Origin of the sequence: Nodosilinea sp. E11, assembly GCF_032813545.1 — a bacterium.
Lineage (GTDB): Bacteria > Cyanobacteriota > Cyanobacteriia > Phormidesmidales > Phormidesmidaceae > Nodosilinea.
Genome location: NZ_CP136520.1, coordinates 2,380,237 through 2,396,886 on the forward strand (window position 1 = coordinate 2,380,237; position 16,650 = coordinate 2,396,886).

13 protein-coding genes are annotated in these 16,650 nt (G+C 54.9%); 4 read left to right on the forward strand and 9 right to left on the reverse strand.

The features are described 5' to 3' along the window. Positions 1-57: 57 nt before the first annotated feature. The gene (locus RRF56_RS12840; RefSeq protein WP_317038036.1) at positions 58-1,464 is read right to left on the reverse strand and encodes an amidohydrolase; all 1,407 of its coding nucleotides are present in this window, start codon (positions 1,462-1,464) and stop codon (positions 58-60) included. A 79-nt stretch (positions 1,465-1,543) separates the two neighbouring features. On the opposite strand from RRF56_RS12840, the gene RRF56_RS12845 reads away from it, so the two are divergent. Further along, positions 1,544-1,846: a nucleotidyltransferase family protein gene (locus RRF56_RS12845; RefSeq protein ID WP_317038037.1), complete on the forward strand. Its 303-nt coding sequence runs from the start codon at positions 1,544-1,546 to the stop codon at positions 1,844-1,846. Between the two features lie 458 nt (positions 1,847-2,304). Continuing rightward, positions 2,305-2,499 (forward strand): hypothetical protein, encoded by a 195-nt coding sequence (locus RRF56_RS12850; RefSeq protein ID WP_317038038.1) that lies wholly within the window; start codon positions 2,305-2,307, stop codon positions 2,497-2,499. Positions 2,500-2,554: 55 nt separating this feature from the next. On the opposite strand, the gene RRF56_RS12855 is transcribed toward RRF56_RS12850, so the two are convergent. From RRF56_RS12855 to RRF56_RS12875, 5 genes are all read right to left on the reverse strand, one after another. Further along, positions 2,555-3,586 carry an aromatic ring-hydroxylating dioxygenase subunit alpha gene (locus RRF56_RS12855; protein ID WP_317038039.1) on the reverse strand — a complete coding sequence of 344 codons (1,032 nt, stop codon included), beginning with the start codon at positions 3,584-3,586 and terminating at the stop codon, positions 2,555-2,557. A gap of 202 nt (positions 3,587-3,788) precedes the next feature. Further along, positions 3,789-4,859, reverse strand: a complete 1,071-nt coding sequence (locus RRF56_RS12860; protein WP_317038040.1) for an aromatic ring-hydroxylating dioxygenase subunit alpha — start codon at positions 4,857-4,859, stop codon at positions 3,789-3,791. 183 nt (positions 4,860-5,042) lie between these two features. Continuing rightward, complete coding sequence (locus RRF56_RS12865) at positions 5,043-5,879, reverse strand: ABC transporter permease (RefSeq protein ID WP_317038041.1); 837 nt, start codon at positions 5,877-5,879, stop codon at positions 5,043-5,045. A gap of 160 nt (positions 5,880-6,039) precedes the next feature. Next, the gene (locus RRF56_RS12870) at positions 6,040-6,807 is read right to left on the reverse strand and encodes an ABC transporter ATP-binding protein (protein ID WP_410510603.1); all 768 of its coding nucleotides are present in this window, start codon (positions 6,805-6,807) and stop codon (positions 6,040-6,042) included. A 98-nt stretch (positions 6,808-6,905) separates the two neighbouring features. Then, positions 6,906-7,991 (reverse strand): ABC transporter substrate-binding protein, encoded by a 1,086-nt coding sequence (locus RRF56_RS12875; protein ID WP_317038043.1) that lies wholly within the window; start codon positions 7,989-7,991, stop codon positions 6,906-6,908. Between the two features lie 241 nt (positions 7,992-8,232). Here RRF56_RS12875 and RRF56_RS12880 point away from each other — a divergent pair, with 241 nt between their 5' ends. Both RRF56_RS12880 and RRF56_RS12885 read left to right on the forward strand, forming a co-directional pair. After that, positions 8,233-8,952 carry a GntR family transcriptional regulator gene (locus RRF56_RS12880; RefSeq protein WP_317038044.1) on the forward strand — a complete coding sequence of 240 codons (720 nt, stop codon included), beginning with the start codon at positions 8,233-8,235 and terminating at the stop codon, positions 8,950-8,952. A gap of 859 nt (positions 8,953-9,811) precedes the next feature. Continuing rightward, positions 9,812-11,038: a glycosyltransferase gene (locus RRF56_RS12885; RefSeq protein ID WP_317038045.1), complete on the forward strand. Its 1,227-nt coding sequence runs from the start codon at positions 9,812-9,814 to the stop codon at positions 11,036-11,038. A 634-nt stretch (positions 11,039-11,672) separates the two neighbouring features. On the opposite strand, the gene gntK is transcribed toward RRF56_RS12885, so the two are convergent. The 3 genes from gntK to rsgA all read right to left on the reverse strand — a co-directional run bounded on the left by gntK (position 11,673) and on the right by rsgA (position 16,603). Further along, on the reverse strand, positions 11,673-13,226 hold the full coding sequence (gene gntK, locus RRF56_RS12890; RefSeq protein WP_317038046.1) for a gluconokinase: 1,554 nt from the start codon (positions 13,224-13,226) through the stop codon (positions 11,673-11,675). A 391-nt stretch (positions 13,227-13,617) separates the two neighbouring features. Then, positions 13,618-14,970: a gluconate:H+ symporter gene (locus RRF56_RS12895; protein ID WP_317038047.1), complete on the reverse strand. Its 1,353-nt coding sequence runs from the start codon at positions 14,968-14,970 to the stop codon at positions 13,618-13,620. A 571-nt stretch (positions 14,971-15,541) separates the two neighbouring features. After that, positions 15,542-16,603, reverse strand: a complete 1,062-nt coding sequence (rsgA, locus tag RRF56_RS12900; RefSeq protein ID WP_317038048.1) for a ribosome small subunit-dependent GTPase A — start codon at positions 16,601-16,603, stop codon at positions 15,542-15,544. Positions 16,604-16,650 lie beyond the last annotated feature (47 nt).

Consider the following 16,650-nt stretch of genomic DNA (forward strand, 5'->3'; position numbering starts at 1 on the left):
TATCGAAAGAATATTTCCTAGATAAAACTTAACAGTAGCGCTTCAGGTACGCTTCCCTTACCGATTGAGCATTACGTCTCGATAGTGAGATTCGACCGGGTGATGCTGAGCCTGGGACTCTTTGGTAGCAACGGGTTGATGGCGTAGGTTGTGATGTAGCGCGGTGGTGTCGACCGTGAGCAAGCGGCCCTGATCGACGAGCTGCCGCCCCTGTACCCAGGCCGCTTCCACCACATCGGTGGGTCGCCCCAGTACCAGCAGCTGAAGTGAGTTGGTGCGGGGCAGCAGAGAGGGGTGGTCGAGGTTGTAGAGTACCAGGTCGGCATCCATGCCGGGGGCCAGGGTGCCGGTGCGATCGCCCAAATTCACTCCCTTAGCTCCGCCCGCCGTTGCCATGTGCAATGCCTGCTCCGGCGTCAGCCAGTTTTCGTAGTCACTATCGGTCACGGTGTGCAGAATGGTGCCCAGCTTGATCGCTTCCAGCATATTTTGAGCATCGTTGCTGGCGGCCCCGTCGCAGCCAATCGCCACATTCAGCCCACCCTGTAGGCACTTGAGAATGGGGGCCAGCCCGCTGCCCAGGCGCAGGTTGCTGACCGGGTTGTGGACTAGAGTGGAGCCAGCACTGGCGAGAATTTCGATATCCTTCTCGTCGATCCAGACGCCGTGGGCGACGGAGGTGCGGGGGGTGAGGCAGCCGAGGTTTTGCAGATGCTGCACAGCGCTGATGCCGTAGCGCTCTTGAGCTAACCGTTTCTGGGCGCGGGTTTCGAGCAGGTGGGTGTGGTAGCAGAGCTGGTAGCGATCGCTCAATTCCCTACAGCCCGCCAGCAATTCGTCTGAACACCGATGAAACCCGGTCGGCCCCACGCCGATATAGATGCCGTTGTCAGGATCGTGGAATTCGGCAACGATCGCCGCCATCATCGCCAGCAACTCCGCCGCCGATCGCGGCGAGGCTGACTGAGGTAGCAAGCACCCCTTCGGAAACCCCGACGCAAAGGGCAAATCTTGAATCAGCGGCGCAATCACAGCGCGAATGCCCACGGCTTTGTAGCCCCGCACCAAAGCCGCCATCGTCTCTATTTCTTGACCGGGGATCACGTAGGCGTGATCCATCACGCAGGTGCCCCCTGACATCAAGGTGTCTACCGCCGTGCTCACTGCGCCCCAGTAAAACTGGTCGAGCTGCCCAGGCGTCGAGTCGAACACGTTGGCCAGCCACAACTCCAGCGGCAATTGAGGAATTAGCCCTCGCTGCCACACCTGGGAGGAGTGGGTGTGGCCGTTGACGAAACCGGGCAGCAGCAGCCGGTCGGTGCCGTCGATTACCCGCTGGTGGGGGGCGACGGGCAGGGTGTTGGCAGGGGCCACGGTGTGGATGCGATCGCCTGTCAGCAGCACATCAACCGAGGCAAGAGCATCGTTTTGCAGGGTGAGGACAGACTGGATAAGAGTTTGCATAGGAATTTTAGATTTTGGATGGTGGAGAGAAGGCAAGAGCATTGGTACAGTAGAGCTAGCCGCCTATTGCCGATAAATCATGTCCACAGGCGTTAGTCAAAACGAGGTGCTTAGCCAAATTCGGGCTCATAGACTGACTCTCGAAGCGATGGGAGTAAAGTCGCTTGGGTTGTTTGGCTCTGTTGCTCGTAATGAAGCGGATGCCGAAAGTGATGTAGACATTTTGGTGGAATTTTCCAAGCCAGTAGGGTTTTTCCAGGTCTTTGACATCCAATATTTTTTAGAAGATCTGCTTCAGCGCTCCATTGATCTGGGTACGGTAGACTCTTTGAAGGAACACTTGCGAACCCCTGTTTTAGAGGATTTAGTTCGTGTCTTCTAGGGACTGGCGATCGCGAGTGCAAAATATTTTGGTCGCTATTTTGAACATCACCCAGGGCCGCTACGCCGAAGAAGCACCGCGTGTCAGTCACTCTGGATGCTTAACTTTTAGATGCAATTGATTGCCTTTCGGACAACCATTCAGCGGTAATTCAGGAAGCCTTGCGACTTTGGCGCATTCAAAAAAATGATGGGCAACTGCGGCAGTTCTACCAATCGCGCAGCCAGGCTGATCTAGATCAAGAGGAAGCATGGGCAAAGTTTGCAGAATGTCAATTGGATGAAATGCCAGACACCGAAGGACCCTACAACACTTTATCTTTGTCAAGAAGATTAAGCTCATTCAGTGACAAACAGGAATTAGCGTTGCAATTTATACAGTAGATGGGCTAGATATGATAGGTGCTAGTTATGGGCACTAGTGGATGACTGTAAATTTCTCTGAGTGAGGCATAAAGTATGTTTCAGGCATTGCTATCGGGTATCGGTGGTGCAGCAGCAGGTATTGGGTTCGTGAGCGCGTCGGGCATGACAGCGGCAGGTATGGTTGGTGGTGGTGCTGGCTTTGGTGCTGCCGCAGGTCCAGTCGGAGCGGGTATTGGAGCATTAGCAGGGCTAGCACTCTACGGGGTTGCCAGAGCTGCTGGCCTATAGAAATACCCAAAATCTTTCTGATTTAATTTTCCCCTCCATACCCTGGAGGGGTTTTTTATTTCACTCCCACTAAAGCACTCAGGATTTGAACCGACTCGTGGGCCTTGAGTAGCGCTGCCAGTTGCCGCCGCATGATGATGCCCGGCTGATCCGACGGCATGTGCTGCTCCACGGACAGGTCTACCGGGGTGTCGTAGTCGGTGGATTCGAGCACCAGCTTGTCTTCGTTTACCACCTGGCGATCAAAGGCGATGATTGACTCGGCGCTGGCGTCGGCCTCGCTGTCGTTGCGAAGGCAGAACTGCACGATCTGGGAGGTGCGATCGCTCACCGGAGTCGCCGCCGTAAAGATCAGGTGCATCAACCCATTGGGGTAGGTGATCTTGAGGGTACGGCTAAAGGGCACATACCAGGTCGATTCCACCTCGCGTACGGTGAGACTGTCTGGAATATTGAGAATTTTTTGCTGGCTGGGCGGATTCACCACTGGCACCGTGGCGTAGGCTTTAAGGCCCAGGTCCAGCGGCACCAGTTCTGACCTGACGGGCTGGGGCTGGTCGGTCACCCCAAAGGATGCGGCGTGGACAATGCTGAAGTGGGCATTGTCAAAAGAATTTTCCATCACCCGCAGACCGCTGCACTGCCAGGGCTCGTAGAACTGGGGGATCAGTCGATTGCCGGGCCCATCGGCTTCAGGAATCTCGGGCAGGGGCAGCAGGGGATCGCTCGACAGGCAGACCCAGGCGTAGCCGTAGCGCTCGACGCACTGGAAGGATTCCACCCGATAGGTTTTGGGGATCGCTGCGCCGGGGTCGAGCTGCGGCACCTTCGCACAGGCCCCCGTTTCGTTATATTCCCAGCCATGATACGGACAACGCACGCAGCCGTTTTGCACCAGGCCCATGGAGAGCTTGGCAGAGCGGTGACAGCAGCGATCGCGCAATGCAGCGGGTTTCCCCGCCGCCGTTAGCCACAGCACCAGCGGTTCGCCCAGCAAGGTAAATGATTGAGGGCCATCGGTGAGATCGGCGATCGGCATGACGGGGTACCAAAAGCGACGCAGCACGGGGTGTTGGGTAACGAGCATGGTGGATTAGTAGAGGGATGGATGGTGGCGAGATCCCAGGGTTCTTCTGGGATTGGCAAAATATTCTGGTAACTCCGCAGAAAGAACCCTGGGATCTGTTGAAAATGGGTGGTATGGCAGTGAGATCCCAGGGTTTTCTTGGGTTTGGTAAAAAGAGCTACTAATTGCGCAGAAAAACCCTGGGATCTGTGGCAGCAGTCGTTTAGCCGATACCAGCTTTTTCCAGCACCTTAGGAACCGGGGCAGGCAGATTTTCTGGCCGCCGCTGCTCGACTTCGCCGTGTTCCTTCAGCAGCTTGGCCAGCCGATGGCGCATGAGAATGCCGGGGCGATCGCTGGCCATGTGTTGCTCTTCAGCTAAACTCAGCGGCGCATCGTAGTCGGTGCCTTCGAGAATGATCCGGTCTTCGCTGGTCACCTGGCGATCGAAGGCGATGATATCGGCGGCCTTAGCCTCGGCCTCAGTGTCATTGCGCAAGCAAAACTGCACCACCTGGGAGTGCTGGTCGTCGATGGGGGTGTAGGCGGTAAAAATTAGGTGTTCTAGCCCGTTGGGGTACTGGATTTTCAGCGTGCGGGCGAAGGGCATGTACCAGGTACGGGTGTTGGTGCGAATGGTTTTTTCTTCTGCAATACCCAGGTTTTTCTTTTGCAGGTCCGGGTTGAGTACCTCCAGCCAATGCTTCATCACAAAGCCAAAATCGGTTTCGGTGACATCGTCAATGGGCGGCGGCTGAGGGTTCGACATGTCGCCCCAGGAACTGGCGTGAACGAAATGCCCGTGGGCGCTGTCAAAGGAGTTCTCGATCGCCCGCAATCCCCCCACTTTCCACGGTTCGTAGAACTCATGGATGAACCGAAAGTTGGCATCGGCAAATTCAGGAATTTCGGGAATCGGCTGTAGCGGGTTTTCATCCAGACAGACCCAAACGTAGCCGTAGCGCTCGACGCAGGGAAACGCATCGACCCGATAGGTTTTAGGAATCGCCGCACCCGCATCGAGCTGAGGCACGTTGACGCAGGCACCCTGGGCGTTGTACTCCCAGCCGTGGTAGGGACAGCGCACGCAACCATCTTTGACGATGCCCTGCGAGAGCTGGGCCGAGCGGTGACAGCAGCGATCGCGCAGGGCAGCGGGCTTGCCGTCGCCGTCAATCCACAGCACCAGGGGCTGCTCTAGCAGAGTGAATGCTTGGGGGCCATTGAGCAGGTCATCGAGGGGAATGACCGGATACCAAAAGCGGCGTAGGACAGGTTGTTGAGTCGTCAGCATGGGGTTCTCCATAGAAGGGTTCGGTTATGGGCGTAGGGTGCATTCGCGCAGCAAAGCGAGCAATGCACCGCCCAAGGTATCTGTAGGCCAAAGGAGCCATCATCATCGCGGTTATGAAATCTGGCTTGGAAAGGCTCTGGTGCATTGCTTCGCGAATGCACCCTACGGGGGATCGGCGACGGGCTAGTTTTCGTGGGTCATGGCGCTGGAGTGCCAGTTTTTAAGCAACAAGTTCGACAGCCCCGAGAGGGCAGCAAAGATGGCGATGCCCGAGATGGTGATCAGCAGCAGAGCAGCGAACATTCGAGGAATTTGCAGGTTGTAGCCCGCCATTAAGATCTGGTAGGCCAGGCCCGACTGGGCACCGCCGGTACCGGCGACAAACTCGGCCACCACCGCGCCGATCAGCGCCAGACCGCCGCTAATGCGCAGCCCCGCCAGAAAGTAGGGCAGACTGGTGGGCAGGCGCAGGTGCCACAGGGTTTGCCAGCGGCTGGCTTTGTTCAGCTTAAACAGGTTCACCAGCGCGGGGTCGGTGCTGTTGAGGCCCAGCACTGTGTTCGACACAATGGGAAAGAAAGCGACAATCCAGGCGCAAACCACTAGGGCAGCAAAGGTGTTGCTCTTCAGCCAGATGATGATCAGCGGCGCAACGGCCACAATCGGCGTGGTTTGCAGCAGCACCGCGTAGGGAAAGAAACTGCGCTCGATCCACTTGCTCTGGGCAAACAGAATGGCGACCAGCAGCCCGGAGGCAGTGGCGGCAGCCAGCGCGGTGAAGGCGATCTTCAGGGTAATGAACCAGGAGGGCAACAGCGTCGGCCAGTCTCTCGCTAGGGTTTGCAGAATCAGAATGGGGCCGGGCAGTAGGTAGGAGGGCGTGTTGGTGATGCGGACGGCCAGTTCCCAGGCGGTGAGCAAGACCAGGCCAACCATCACCGGGGCCAGCACGTCAGGGGAGAGCAGCGATCGCACCCACCGAGGCCGGGCTTTGGGTTGTTCGAGGGTGGAAGAAAGCATAGAAGTCGTGATTGTGGATGGTTGGCTCACGGAATGTGCGGTTTTCTGCTCCCTTCTCCCTAAGGGTGATGGGTTGGGGGTGAGGGGAGCAGGGGGAATGGTGGGCAGTGCCCATCCTACGAGGGATGTTTTTTTGGCTCCCCTTAGGGGTGAGGGCCGTTTACAGCGCCAGCGCCAGCGGTTCGCCCATGGCATCCGCCAGGCTGTGAGACACCTCGCGGCAGTAGCGGTTGAACTGGGCCGAGGTGCGGTAGTCGGGTTCGCGGGGGTGGGGGCTGTCGATCGCAATATCGGTCACCACGCGCCCTGGCTTTGAGGCCATCACCACTACCCGGTGGGCCAGGTACACCGCTTCGTAAATGCTGTGGGTGACAAACAAAATCGTTAGGTTGCGCTGATGCTGAAGCTGGAGCAGGTCTTGGTTGAGCTTGCCGCGAGTCATTTCATCGAGGGCACCAAAGGGTTCATCCATCAACAGCACGTTGGGGCGGGTGACTAGGGCACGGGCGATCGAGACCCGCATTTTCATGCCGCCAGAGAGTTCGCGGGGGTAGACTCGCTCAAACCCCTGAAGACCAACCTGGGCGATCGCATCTGATACCAGCTCCAGGGCCTGCCGCTTTGGCACCTTCGCCAGCTTCAGCGGCAGGCGAATATTATCGATTACCGTGGCCCAGGGCATCAGCGCCGCCTCTTGAAACACGTAGGCCAACCTGTGATCACCGCGCTGCCATGCCATGCGCCCGGTGGTCAACTCACCCAGTTCTGAAATAATCCGTAGCACCGTACTTTTGCCGCAGCCCGATGGCCCCACCAGACTGGTAATCGTCCCCGGCTCCACCGCCAGGTTGAAGTCTTGCAGGGCCACCGTGCCATTGGCGTAGGTTTTACCCACCTGCTCAAGGGTGAGAATGGGTTGGGTCTTCATGGCGATCGCATTTGTTGCAGGTAAACCAATCATCGGTTAAACCGTTTCCCTAGGGAGTCGTTGGTGAACAATTTGTCTGAGGCCGGTGGCGGTCACCCCTAGCGTTGATACGCCTCCGGCCCCTTGTTTACAAAGTCTAAAGAAAAGGCCTCTTCGTAGGGCACCGAAGCCTCAAACGCGCCCAACTCAACCATGGTGTTAAACAGTTCTTCCCAACGCTCTGCGGTCATCGCCCCAATGCCCAGGGTTTCGGCATCCCCGCTGACGATAATGCCGTATTCGCTCAGCTTTTCGAGCCCAAAGGCGATCTGCTCATCGGTCATCTCGGGGTTGTCCTGCTGAATCAGCGCATTGCCCGGTGCCGGGTCGTCTAAATAGCTGTACCAGCCCTTGATCGAGGCATCCACAAACCGCTGTACCAGGTCGGGGTTGCTCTCCATCAGCTCGCGACGAGTTTCAATCGTGGTGGTGTAGTTCGAGTAGCCGTGGTCGGCCATCAGCAGCAGCACTGGTTCAAAGCCACCTTCCCGCTCGATCGCAAAGGGTTCAGACGTGATGTAGCCCTGCTGCACTAAGTTTTTGTCAGCCACAAACGGCCCTACATTAAAGGTGTAAACCCCCATCTGCTCATCGATAAGGTCGTACTTAGCCTTGAGAAACGGCCAAAAAGTCGTGTGGGCCGCAGTCGACATCAAAATCGTCTTGCCCTCAAGATCTTCAAAAGACTCGATCCCAACACCGGGGTGCGCCATCAGCGCCTGGGGATCTTTTTGGAAGATCGCTGCTACCGTCACCTTGGGCAGCCCCTCACGAATACCGTTGATCGCATCAATGGCATAGCCCATGTTGAAATCGATCGCCCCTGCCATCAGCAACTGGTTGCCATTCACTTGGGGGCCACCCATGCGAATAGTCACATCTAGCCCGTGCTCTTCGTAGATGCCGGTGGCAACCGCCTGATAAAACCCGCCATGCTCAGCCTGGGCAAACCAGCTAGTGCCAAAGGTAACCGCATCTAGCTCCCCCGAGGCCGCAGCCGGAGCGGCATCCGACGAAGCCGTGTTCTGGGAACCGCCCGCACAGGCCGCCAGCATTCCCGCCCCGGCAGCCAGGGAGCTGTAGCGCAAGAATCGCCGCCGACCAAGAGCTAACTCAGAGAAACTAGGAGTGCGAAGAAATGTCATAGCTAAAAAGTCACGCAGATAAGAACAGCAAAGCACTCGAACTCAACCAAAACCAATCCCTATTTCCCAAAAATCCTCAATGCCTGGTTTTCAGAACTGGGAGGGTTGCATATACTAAACTCACAACGCTGAATACTTTCTTGAATGCAGCGTTGTATACAAGAGAAACTAAAGGTTGTATACAGCAACTTCCGTATCACTAGATACCGTTGCTTGCTCTTCTTGACATGGGAGTGTCCCGATGGTCAAAGCAGGTTCTCAGGTTCCCCAGGCTCAGGCGGCCAACCCGAGCCCTAAACAGTCCGGTAGCCACGTCGATCGCATCTACGACCAGCTCAAGCAGATGGCGATGACCTACAAGTTTCGCCCCGGCGAACCGCTCAACGAGGTAGAACTGGCCGCCTCCTTTGGCGTCAGCCGCACCCCCCTGCGCGAAGTGCTGAATCGTCTGGTGGCTGAGGGGCTGCTCGACTTTGTGCCCCGCAAGGGTTTCTCCTGCAAACCACTCGATACCAAACGCGTGTTTGACCTCTACGAAGTGCGCTGCGGCTTAGAGATGATGAGCGCCAAGCTGGCCACCCAACGCGCCAGCGACGACGAAATCGACGCCCTAATTGAGTTTTGGAAAGCCGCCACCGAAAAATTCTGTACGCTTACCCCTGTAGACTGTGCCCGCTGCGACGAAACCTTCCATGAACGGCTGGCGGAGCTATCGCAAAACAGCGAGCTGCTGCACATGCTGCAAAACGTCAACGCCCGCGCCCACTACCTGCGACTGATCTCCATGGAGCAAGAGCCCTACCGCCGCAATACCTGCGCCGAGCACCAGCTGATTCTCCAAGCCATCCAAGACCGCAATGTGGAGGGGGCGGTGAACTGCATGGCCGCCCACGTCAGCCTGCGCCAGGAGCAGCTGGTGGAAGTGATCAAAGAAGGTGTAGCACGGATTTATATGAGTTGATACTTCAGTCAATTGATAAATGACCCAGACGGTCAAAGTAGCGCCTGAAACCTAATACCTTCGATAGCTGGCGTTGCTATAGCGGTTCTCGATTGAGTAAGGTACCCAATTGATGAGTCCTAGATCCCCCCAGTTCCTGGCTATCTAAGTTTCACTCTGTACCCCCCTTAGTAAGGGGGCAGGGGGGATCTTCGCGATGTACTTCACCCGAGTGAAATTCGCTATAGATATAGGGATGAATCAAAAATACACCATCTCTTGTAGGAGTAAACGGCCATAAAGCCTTAGTTTGGCTGCGCTACGCTCCCGCCTCAATTCAGCAACGCAATTGAATTGCTTAAGCACCTCTAAAGCTGCCGTCTCAACAAGAATCTCTTCATCGGGGCTTCAGGTATTTTCTTCACCCCCAGGGCGATCGCAACTGCTCAGCCAGGTTGACTTTTCTGGGTTATCTATCTAAATGCAGATGGCGGCTCTCGTATCTTTTAGCATTCTGGTACTAGTTTAACGTTTATTCATATGCTGCGGAGCTCTAGACTCTAAAATGAGTTGCATTGAAATTTGTCAACATAATTAGTCATGTCAATACTATTTGAATCTGTTTTATTTTTGAAATGCCCATAGAAGTTCGAATTGATTCATGCCATAGGGCAGCATTTTGCCTGCGCAGATAAGTCGTCTAACCCAAACATTTTCATGATTCATGCAAAATTTATATATGCATGTGTTTTCAGGTGCCGAAAAACCATGCAATTGCCATTTAACCTACGTTCTGAAATAGAGAATCTTCACATCGTCAGCCTTATACCTTGAACGCTTAATGCGTTGCTTTTTCACAGTAATTTTCACTTGAAGTTTAATGACAATTTTAGAGAAAGAAGAGAAGATGGATTTCCCAAAGCTCATTATTTTATCGGTTCTAAACGCTAAGAAGGTTGGATCTTCTGAATCGTCAAAATTTATTCTTACGCAAAAGTTAATAGATGGAACGCTTGAATATCAAAAGCATTGGCCTGGCCAGGTAGTATTGCTGGCAGAGGAAGATGCTAGCCTGAGTAATAACCTTGACAATATACTGGTTGACGTCAATAAGCTGCCTTTCCAAGTAGACATCATTGATTTCAAGAGGGTACAGGAGAGCCAAGCATTTCAGACTGCATCTGTAGTGCTCGCTAGTAGCGATGATTTTAGGCAAAATCACATCAGCGCGATTTGTGAACAGTTAAATATTCCTTGTGTTTATGTTACCGAATATAGCCTAAAAACCAGAATTCAAATCATTAATGCAACCACCAAAAATCCTGCAATTAGGCTAAGAAGATACTTTTGGCAGATGTCTCAGGAAGCAAAGCAGAGAAAGGCGATCGAACAAGCAGATGCCATCCAGTGTAATGGTGTCCCGACCTATGAGGCCTATCGTGAAATAAACCCGAATTCAATGCTTTATTTCGATAGCCGAGTAGCGAAGAATATGTTAGTTAATGAGGCTGAAATGGCCAAAAGAATTTCTCACTGCCTTGATGGCTCTCCTCTACGACTGCTTTTTTCTGGACGCCTCACCAAAATTAAAGGTGCAGATCATCTCATCCCAATAGCGGAGGAACTGAGAAGACTAGGCGTTGAATTTGAGATGTTTATCTGTGGTGATGGCGATCTGCGAAAATCCATACAGATGGAGATCGCACGAACTGGGCTATCTGACTCAGTCAAAATGCTGGGAGTGTTAAAATTCAAAGATGAACTCATTCCTTTCATAAAGAAGAATATCGATCTATTTGTGTGCTGCCATCGTCAAGGGGATCCCTCTTGTACTTATATGGAGACAGTGAGTTGCGGTGTGCCAATTGTTGGCTATGCCAATGAAGCCTTTGAAGGGTTTATGCAACACTCTAAAGCAGGTTGGGCTGTTAAGATGAATCATATCAATTCGATGGCAAAAAAGATTTTAGAACTAAGCACCAATCGCAAAGCGATAGCAGATGAGTCATATAAATCTCTAAACTTTGTAAAATCTCACACTTTTGAAAAAACCTTTGAAAGAAGAATCAATCACATCAAGCAAGCTGCATCTATTCAAGATTTTTAAGGCAATTATAGCTGTAGCCAGTCTGGTTAATACATTTTCTCTAAAATGTTTGAACGTTTGAACGTTTTTAAGGTATCTGGATGTCCCAACCCAAGTGGCTATAGCTATAACTTGTCTCAGCCATACTATTTTGTCGATGCATGAGTGATCAATGCATGAGATATAGCCATAGCCAACATTATTAGGACGTTTGCCTCGCAACGATCCTTGGCTGTCATTCCCGTTTCCGTAGGAATCCATTCGAGAGGCGTCATTCCTGCCTACGCGGGAATGACGCCTCTGCTCTAATATGAGGTCCGATTAATTAACCAACAGAAAACGGTTTACCTGTCATTCCCGCCTTTGCGGGAATCCACCCTAGAGTAACCTATCCACAATGGATTCCCACTTTCGTGGGAATGACAGATGAGGAGCATTTAAACAGACCTGGTACAAGCTGAGTAGCTACAGCTATACAGCTTATATCAGGTGTATTCTTTAGCGAAAAAGTTTGAATTTATCGTTGGTTTTACCCACGAGGGAACCACTGCTGGCAAACGCTAATCACTGGCACGAGGTTATCAGCAATCGGTAAATAGTTCAGTGATTTACCAATAGCCGAGGTATTCTTGACCCTCTCATCCTTGGAGTGCGTTTATATTTGTTCGTTGGCAAGCTGAAACTGGAGGGCCGCGATCGCATCATATTCCCGCTCAAATATCACCGTTAGGTGCTCGAACACTGGCAAAATTTTCTGGTAAGCCCGCACATTTTCTGCGATCGGTTGGTGACGATAGGTTTCGCCAATCATCGTGGTCACCGCCTCCAAAGACGGCACTCGGCCCAGGGCATAGAGGCCCAGCACGGCTGCCCCCAGGCAGGAGCTTTCGTAGTGCTCAGGAATCGTCACCTCGCGGTTAAAGATATCGGCCATCATTTGCCGCCACAGGGGCGACTCGGCAAAGCCGCCCGTCGCTTGAACTAGCGTTGCAGGGCCAGCAAAATCTTCCAGCGCCTTCAGCACCAGGTAGAGGTTGTAGACAATACCCTCCAGCACCGATCGCACCAGGTGCGACTTGGTATGTTTGACGCTGAGGCCAAACACCGAGGCGCGGGCGTTGGCATTCCACAGGGGCGATCGCTCGCCCATCAGGTAGGGGTGAAACAGCAGCCCCTCTGAACCAGCAGGCACCGCCGCTGCCATCTTGGTCAGCAGGCCGTATACGTCTTGGCCCAGGCGTTTGGCGGTGGCCACCTCGGCGTCGGCCAGCTGGTCGCGCACCCAGCGCAGAGCAATGCCGCCATTGTTGACCGCGCCGCCGATTACCCAGTGGTGTTCGGTGAGAGGGTAGCAAAATAGCCGCTCCAAAGGGTCGGTGATGGGGCGATCGACCACGGCCCGCACTGCGCCGCTGGTGCCCACGGTCACGGCTACCAGCCCCGGCGAAATCGCCCCCACCCCCAGGTTCGACAGCACTCCATCACTAGCCCCGGCAATGATCGGCGTCTCGACCCGCAGGCCCATGGCCTCGGCCATGGCGGGCTTCAGTCCGGTGAGCACGGCAGTGGTGGGCACCAGTTCTGATAGAGCATCGGGGCTGACTCCGGCGATCGCCAACGCTCCCGAATCCCAATCTAGGGTTTCCAGATTTAGCAGGCCCATGGCCGTGGCGATGGAATGGTCAACCACATAGCGGCCCAGCAGCCGGTAAAACACATATTCTTTGATTGAAATAAACCGCACCGCCGCCTGAAACAGCTCGGGCTGCTCGTGGCGCAGCCAGGCCAGCTTGACCAGGGGCGACATCGGGTGAATCGGGGTGCCCGTGCGTCGGTAAACCGCGTGGCCATCCATGTCGGCTTTGATCCGCTTTTCCCACCCGGCGCTGCGGTTGTCGGCCCAGGTGATGCTGGGTGTTAAGGGCTTACCGGCGGCATCGACCAAAATTAGGCTGTGCATGGCCGAACTAAAGCAGAGGCCCAGCACCTGGGCGGGGTTGAGCACGTAGGCTTCCATTAGCCGCTGTACGGTTTTGACCACGGCGGTAAAGATTTCTTCCGGGTCTTGCTCGGCGGTGGACACGTCGGGTGTGTAGAGCGGGTAGGTGACCAGGGCCTTGCCCACCACCTTGCCCGCCTCGGTAAACAGCACCGACTTGGTGCTGGTGGTGCCGATATCGACCCCAATGATGTAATTTTGATCGGCCATGGTGGTATGTAGAAATAAATGATCAGTCGTGGAAGAGATGTCGGGTGCTAGGTGCAAGGGGTTGGGACTCTGCGGGGTAAGTCAACCTGAGTTCGGCACGAGAAAATCCTCTGTAAAAGCAGGCTCGCTGTCCCCTCATTCGGAGGGGTAGGGGTGATCCCCTCCGAATGAGGGGCAGGGGTGGGTTAGTCTGTGCCAGTATGGCAACTCACCCGAGCTAGCGACTTGTATCTTGCCGTAGGTTTAACCCACCTCGCCCTCCGGGCACCCCTCCAGGGAGGGGTTTTGGCCAGCTTTTCCGCTGCATGGGATTTCATCGAACTGAGGTCAAGTCAGCTAACTGTTCCTGAAGCATCAAACCGTAAACCGTAAACCCTTCCCCAGTAAGCGTTTACAGAAAGAACCCAACAATCAACATAACGATCAGCCCCACGCCGCCGATGATGGTTTCCATCACCGTCCACGACTGGAGGGTTTGCTTCTCGCTCATGCCCAAGAATTTGCCTACCAGCCAAAAGCCCGAGTCGTTGACGTGGGAGAGGACGGTGGCACCCGATGCGATCGCAATCACAATCGCCGCCACCAGCGGGGCTGAATAGTTGGCCATCTCCACCGCTGGGGCCACCAGGCCCGCCGCCGTCACCATCGACACCGTAGCCGACCCCTGGCTGACTCGCACCACCGTGGCAATCAAAAAGGCCAGCAAAATGATCGGCAAGTTAGAGGCCGCCATTGCCCCCGCCAGGGCTTCTCCCACTCCCGTCTCGATCAGAGTGCGGCCAAATACGCCGCCGGCCCCAGTGACCAAAATGATCATGCCGATGGGCTCAAACGACTTGGTGGCAATGCGCTGAATGTCGTTGCGGGTGTAGCCCCGCATGGTGCCTAAGAAATAGAACGACAGCAGGGTCACCAGGGTCAAGGCCGTGAACGGGTGGCCAATAAACGCCATCCAGTCGCGCACCGGGTTGCCCTCGGGCAGCGCCACCCCCAGCACCGTGTTGAGCAAAATCAGCACCAGGGGCACCGCCACCAGCGTCATCACCATCGTAAAGCTGGGCAGGTCTTTGAGCGGTGTGCCCTGGGGCGGCGGGGCGGCTTCTTCCATTTCGGCGGGCACGTCGAGGTGAATTTTGCCCGCAATTTTCTTACCAAAGTAGACGCCGCCAATGGCCATGGCCGGAATGCCCGCCAGCAGACCCATGAGAATAACCCAGCCCAGGTCGGCCCCAATCAGCGAGGCCACCGCCACCGGCCCCGGCGTCGGCGGAATGAACGAGTGGCCCACCGCAATGCCTGCCACCAGGGGAATGGCATAGTAGAGCAGCGATCGCCCCGTCCGCCGCCCCAGGCTGTACACCAGCGGAATCGACAGAATTAGCGCCACATCAAAAAAGACCGGAATGGCAATCACCAGACCAGCCAACCCCAAGGCCCATTGGGCCTTGTCTTCGCCAAACTTCTTGACCAGGGAGTTGGCGATCTGCTCGGCCCCGCCCGACACCTGCAACATCTCGCCAAACATCGCCCCCAGGGCAATCACAATGGCGATGTAGCCCAGGGTATTGCCCATGCCTGTCTGAATCACCCCGGCAATTTCGGCTGGGGGAATGCCGCCAATGACGGCAACAAACAGACTCACCAGCAGCAGCGCCAAAAACGCCTGCAACCGCACCACAATAACTAAAAAAAGCAGTAGGGCAATGCCCAGCACTGCAATAAATAACAGCGAAAACGTAGACATTTTTAAAGACCCTGTAAGTTATAACCAAACATCATCCATGCTTAAAATCTACGGATCCTTTGAGCCTTAGCAATCTTGATCAAATGTATAGAAACCCGAGAATCTGAACAAAAATCAATCAACCCAAAGATAGATACGAAAGCTAATAGCTTTGGCCCAAAGGACTTGCAGCGGCCCATCTAGCTCAGAGCCAAGCTTGACAAAGATCAAGCCATACCGAAAAGTTCGCAGCACCCCCAGCCGATTAAGCAGAAATTAATCTCATGGAGAAATCTAGAAATTCAAAAAGCCTAGATTTTCAACTGAAGGTAATACCAATTTTTTCCAACAACTCTTATCTTAAAAATAAAGAGCTAGAAACTAAGAATTTAATTCACAAAAATAAACTGTGTCATAAAAAATAGGGGCAGTATTTGCATTTTTTCAAATACTAAACCCCACTTTTCTCTCTTAAGCAGGATGACGGCTGAGGCTAACTCTTTGTGAATTATTCTCAATGCCGTTAAACGCCTGCCCACCCCAAGCCTGCACTCAATCGGATCAGAGCGCCTGATCTCGCCTGCAGACTGCGCTATCGATTGGGATAATTGCGCATCGCTTTGTGGATCGTTTTCCAGCGGCGCTTGCTGTTGATCGCAGCGCGGGCATCTTGGCGCTGGTCGATCCACTGCTGCTCACGCTGAAGCTTGTGGTAGCTGTGCAGGCGATCGCGCCCCAGCGTACCTGCTTCAACAGCGGCCTCTACCGCACAGCCCGGCTCGCCCTGGTGCCGACAATCGCGAAATCGACAGTCTTCCGCCAGTTCCTCAATATCGGCAAAGGTGGCTCCTAGCCCCTCGCTGGTCGTCCACAGCTGTAGTTCCCGCATACCTGGGGTGTCGATCAGCAGCGCCCCCGATGGCAGGGGCAGCAGGTGTCGCCCGGTGGTGGTGTGCCGCCCGCGACTGTCGTCGTCGCGTACCGTCTGGGTAGCCTGGTACGGAACGCCGAGAAAGGAGTTCGTCAGCGTAGACTTACCCACCCCCGATGAGCCGATCAGCGCCACGGTTTGTCCTGGCCCCAGGTAGGGTTCGAGCTGTTCTAGCCCGTCCCCCGTGGCTGCGCTGACGGCATGGATGGGAACATTGAGGGCGATCGCGGCCACCTGATCGAGGCGATCGCCTAAATCCGCGCAGGTGTCGGCCTTATTTAGCACGATCACCGGCCTGGCCCGACTTTCCCAAGCAGCCACCAGGTAACGCTCAATGCGGCGCAGGTTAAAGTCGCCGTCGAGACCGCACACCAAAAACACAGTGTCGATATTGGCGGCCACCACCTGGCCCTCGGTTTTGCCGCCTGCCATCTTGCGCACAAACTCGCTCTGGCGGGGCAGCACCGCCTGGATCATGGCGGGGGCACCCTTCTGCCGCTGCACGACCACCCAGTCGCCCACCGCTGGGTAGTCGTGCTCCCCCTCGGCCTGGTGGCGAAACTGCCCAGCTATTTCTGCCGCCAGCTCTCCGGCTAGGGTTAACAGTTGATAGGCACCGCGATGCTCTAGGGCTACTCGACCTGCCTCAAAACCCGCCTCTGCCCAAGGGGCAAACGCGCGATCGCAGGTGGTGTTCCACCCGCCTAATTCAGTTAAGTTCAAGGGTTTTTCCTCAAATGAAGCCTACGTAGGGCAAGGCTTCATACAGT

What these genes read in the sequence shown, in the direction of transcription:
- RRF56_RS12880 (WP_317038044.1), top strand. Translation starts at nt 8,233, where the DNA reads ATGGTCAAAGCAGGTTCTCAGGTTCCCCAGGCTCAGGCGGCCAACCCG.
- RRF56_RS12875 (WP_317038043.1), bottom strand. Translation starts at nt 7,991, where the DNA reads ATGACATTTCTTCGCACTCCTAGTTTCTCTGAGTTAGCTCTTGGTCGG.
- gntK (WP_317038046.1), bottom strand. Translation starts at nt 13,226, where the DNA reads ATGGCCGATCAAAATTACATCATTGGGGTCGATATCGGCACCACCAGC.
- RRF56_RS12845 (WP_317038037.1), top strand. Translation starts at nt 1,544, where the DNA reads ATGTCCACAGGCGTTAGTCAAAACGAGGTGCTTAGCCAAATTCGGGCT.
- RRF56_RS12865 (WP_317038041.1), bottom strand. Translation starts at nt 5,879, where the DNA reads ATGCTTTCTTCCACCCTCGAACAACCCAAAGCCCGGCCTCGGTGGGTG.
- RRF56_RS12855 (WP_317038039.1), bottom strand. Translation starts at nt 3,586, where the DNA reads ATGCTCGTTACCCAACACCCCGTGCTGCGTCGCTTTTGGTACCCCGTC.
- RRF56_RS12860 (WP_317038040.1), bottom strand. Translation starts at nt 4,859, where the DNA reads ATGCTGACGACTCAACAACCTGTCCTACGCCGCTTTTGGTATCCGGTC.
- RRF56_RS12885 (WP_317038045.1), top strand. Translation starts at nt 9,812, where the DNA reads ATGACAATTTTAGAGAAAGAAGAGAAGATGGATTTCCCAAAGCTCATT.
- RRF56_RS12895 (WP_317038047.1), bottom strand. Translation starts at nt 14,970, where the DNA reads ATGTCTACGTTTTCGCTGTTATTTATTGCAGTGCTGGGCATTGCCCTA.
- RRF56_RS12850 (WP_317038038.1), top strand. Translation starts at nt 2,305, where the DNA reads ATGTTTCAGGCATTGCTATCGGGTATCGGTGGTGCAGCAGCAGGTATT.
- RRF56_RS12840 (WP_317038036.1), bottom strand. Translation starts at nt 1,464, where the DNA reads ATGCAAACTCTTATCCAGTCTGTCCTCACCCTGCAAAACGATGCTCTT.
- RRF56_RS12870 (WP_410510603.1), bottom strand. Translation starts at nt 6,807, where the DNA reads ATGAAGACCCAACCCATTCTCACCCTTGAGCAGGTGGGTAAAACCTAC.